The sequence below is a fragment of the Olsenella uli genome (genome assembly GCF_901212675.1).
Taxonomy (GTDB): Bacteria; Actinomycetota; Coriobacteriia; order Coriobacteriales; family Atopobiaceae; genus Parolsenella; species Parolsenella uli_B.
The window spans coordinates 1-1,898 of sequence record NZ_CAAKOQ010000024.1; the positions used below are offsets into that span (position 1 = coordinate 1).

General features: G+C 57.0%; 3 protein-coding genes. 1 reads left to right on the plus strand and 2 read right to left on the minus strand.

Features of this window, described 5'->3' with window-relative positions; translation table 11 throughout:
- A partial coding sequence (locus EFAMC1_RS02735; protein ID WP_187324519.1) for a restriction endonuclease subunit S occupies positions 1–531 on the plus strand: 531 nt, incomplete at its 5' end.
- On the opposite strand, the gene EFAMC1_RS02740 is transcribed toward EFAMC1_RS02735, so the two are convergent.
- Both EFAMC1_RS02740 and EFAMC1_RS02745 read right to left on the minus strand, forming a co-directional pair.
- Positions 509–1,309 carry a tyrosine-type recombinase/integrase gene (locus EFAMC1_RS02740; RefSeq protein WP_154052809.1) on the minus strand — a complete coding sequence of 267 codons (801 nt, stop codon included), beginning with the start codon at positions 1,307–1,309 and terminating at the stop codon, positions 509–511. The two genes, EFAMC1_RS02735 and EFAMC1_RS02740, sit on opposite strands and share 23 nt — an antisense overlap.
- 36 nt (positions 1,310–1,345) lie before the next feature.
- The coding region (locus tag EFAMC1_RS02745; RefSeq protein WP_187324520.1) for a restriction endonuclease subunit S at positions 1,346–1,898 on the minus strand (553 nt) is incomplete at its 5' end.

The window sequence follows — 1,898 nt, forward strand, 5'->3', positions numbered from 1 at the left end:
GAGCCGGTATGCATAGAGGACGAGATCCCGTTCGACGTGCCGCGCGGCTGGGAGTGGGCAAGGCTGGGATCGTTTATCAACCTTCTATCCGGCGTTGATCTTCAGCCTGCCTGCTACAACGATGCCCATCGTGGAATTCCCTACCTTACGGGTGCGTCGAACTTCGACAATGGGGACCTTATTGAGAACCGTTGGACCGAGGCACCTACGAGGATTTCTTTGGAAGGCGAGCTTCTCTTCACGTGCAAGGGCACCGTTGGACAGATGGCAATCAATAGATTTGAAAAAGCTCACATAGCGCGTCAGATAATGTCAATTGCTCCGCTGGATGCCAGCACGTTAGCCTATATAGAAGTGTTCCTTAAATCGATAGTGATGAATATTCGGAAGGACTCGAAGGGTGTTATTCCCGGCATAGAACGTGCGACGTTGCTCAATGCCCTCATCCCCGTCCCGCCCTTGGCTGAGCAACACCGCATTGTCGCCAGGGTCGAGGAGCTTACTACCCTCACCAGTCAACTACCGCGTTGACCTCATCGCGCTGCTCCTGGGCGGTTCTGCGCAGGTAGACGCGGGTGGTCTCGATACTCTCGTGGCCCATAAGGTCGGCGAGTAGCGCTATGTCGGGGCTGCGCTTGATGAAGTTCTTGGCGAAGAGGTGCCGGAACGAGTGCGGGTAGACCACAGCCTCGTCCACGCCGCATCGGGCGGCCACGCGCTTGAGGCCGAGCGCGATGCCGCGTGCCGTGATGACGGTGCCGCGATCACCGAGGAAGACCTCGCCACTTGTACGGCCTTCAGCCTCTAGCCACGCGAGCGCGTCTCGCTGCAACTCAGCGGGCACGTAAACGCGCCGCAGCTTGGAGCCTTTGGACACGATGTCCATGTGTCCGGTTCGCACATGCTCGACCGTGAAGCGCCTAAGCTCGCTCACGCGAGCACCTGTGCAGGCCAGAAAGCGGATGACGAAGAGCCAGAACGGGTCATCCTCGCCCTTAAGCTGCGCCTTCATGGCTTCGTACTGCGAGTTGCTCACCACGTTGTCGAGGAACGGCTTCTGCTGGATCTTCACCCCGGCAAGGCGTATGCCCTCGTAGCCCACGAAGTTGAGGTAGGTGTTGATGGCGATGAGCCGATTGTTCACAGTCTTGGCCGCATACGTGCCGATGAGCCAGTCCTTGTGCGCGAACAGCGCCTCGTCCGCGAGCCTGTCGACACGCTCACGGAGCTGTCGCACGGCAAACATGTACGAGGCCACAGTGTTTGCTGAGTAACCCTTACGGCGAAGATAGCCTTCGAACTCTTCCATTACATCTCCTTTCGACGATGCAATGGAAGGATACGGTTAGGCAAGCAAAGCCAACAGCTCGTCTACCCGCTCGATGATGCGCCGCTGCTCGGCGAGAGGCGGGACGGGGATGAGGGCTCTATATAGTCTCTCATCGTTGATTGCTGGATAGGCGACGCCCTTCGAGTTGTCTAGATCATTTGCATAGTCATCAAAGAACGGCGAAAGCAGGCATTCGAGCAAATACTGTTCAACAAGTCCATCAGGGCAGACCATTGCTGCGAATCCGGTACTGGCAATTGGGGGCACTGAGAACTGCCTATCTACGATGCAGGCGTTATGCAAGTAGGGGCGAACCGTGGCATATAAAACGTCACCGACTTCGACGGGTTTTCTAGCTCGCGATGGGGCCTTCTTTGCCTCAACGACAGTTTCGCAATCGGCAAGTTTGTTGCTCTTGTTGTCGATGGACGAGATGTCGATATAGCAGAAGCTTGAGGCGGGCTTGAGCTGCTTTCTGTTAAGGACAAGCGACCCCAGCCGTACCCACTCCCAGGTGTCGGGGATGTCGAAGGGGATTTCGTCCTCTATGCATACCGGCTCGCCCTTG

What these genes read in the sequence shown, in the direction of transcription:
- EFAMC1_RS02740 (WP_154052809.1), bottom strand. Translation starts at nt 1,309, where the DNA reads ATGGAAGAGTTCGAAGGCTATCTTCGCCGTAAGGGTTACTCAGCAAAC.